Origin of the sequence: Polaribacter aestuariivivens (genome assembly GCF_005885675.1) — a bacterium.
Lineage (GTDB): Bacteria > Bacteroidota > Bacteroidia > Flavobacteriales > Flavobacteriaceae > Polaribacter > Polaribacter aestuariivivens.
Genome location: NZ_VANR01000012.1, coordinates 1 through 1,298, shown reverse-complemented (window position 1 = coordinate 1,298; position 1,298 = coordinate 1). Strand labels below are relative to the sequence as shown.

Below are 1,298 nucleotides of genomic sequence, written 5' to 3'. Positions count from 1 at the left end.
CAACAAAGAACTGAGCTAAAAAACAACATTTTTCTTCATTAAATTTGAACATTATTATACTAAGCTTAAACTTTTGTTTAAGCTTTTTTAAAGTATAATCTCATCTATTATTTTACTAATTTATCTTTAAAACAGAAGCAAAAGTTGGATCATATGGATGTCCAGATTTTGCTATTGCAAAAGCTTGTTTTAGTAATTTATTAGATACTGCAATCAAGGCTAATTTTTTACTTTTACCCTTATTTACAATTCTTTCATAAATATCTCTACACCCTTTGTTGTGCTTACAGGCAGTAAAAGAACACAGAAATAGTAAGTTTCTTAACTTTCGATTACCAACCTTACTGATTCTTGCTCGAACACGAACACTGCTCCCAGATTCCCTAATCGTAGGAGTAATTCCTACATAACTGCATAATTGAGAAGCCGTCTCAAACTTCTTAAAACCATCAGTAATTACGATTAAAAATAAAGCCGTTTTGAGTCCTAATCCTGGAATACTCTGCAATAAAGTTAGCTGGTTTTGCTGATCTTGTTTGACCAAAGAAAGTAACTTTGCTTCAATCCCTTTTATCTCTTTATCTAAATGCTTCTTGTTTCTTACCAAAGAACGATAAACCCAGCTTGAAGGTACTCCTAGAACTTCTTCTCCATGAATTTTGTTCTTACTCGCTGTACGTTTCTTTATAAAACTATCTAACAATCTAAACAACTGTAAACATTCACTCTGGACATCTGTAAGCGCAGTATACAATCCAACTTCTTGCGTTAAACCATACTCACAAATTGCTTTTGCATCACTTTTATCCGTTTTTACTTTTGATAATTTCATCTGGATAAATCGCTTTATTGACAATGGATTTACCACAGATACAGCAATACTTTTATGATGTAAAAACTGCGCAAATCTGTAATGATAATACCCTGTAGCTTCCATAACTACTAAACTATCTTTCGATAGCATTTTTTGAAACTTCCTAAATCCAGTTTCGTCATTTTTAAATTGTAAATGACCTTGAATAGAGCCATAACAATCAAAAACAGCCTTACTAATGTCAATTCCAAAAGTTTCATTATATTTATTCATATGAAATGATTTAGGAAAGAATAAACTACTTGAACTCACAACAACTTGAAATCGAGATCTAAAGTCTCACAGAACTGAACGTGATGTAAAGTAGAAAAGAGAGAGGATTATCAATGTTGTCGAAGTCTAAGCTTCACCGTGTATACTAACCTTAATTCTCTCTTTTATTCTTTCTGATTATTTGTCAAATTTATTAAAAGACAAACTTAAG

The 1,298-nt window shown here is 31.4% G+C and carries 1 protein-coding gene; it reads right to left on the bottom strand.

Annotation, left to right across the window (positions count from 1 at the left end; all coding sequences use genetic code 11):
* Window positions 1–115: 115 nt before the first annotated feature.
* Window positions 116–1,087, bottom strand: a complete 972-nt coding sequence (locus tag FDT66_RS13945) for an IS110 family RNA-guided transposase (RefSeq protein ID WP_138537602.1) — start codon at window positions 1,085–1,087, stop codon at window positions 116–118.
* Between the last annotated feature and the right edge of the window lie 211 nt (window positions 1,088–1,298).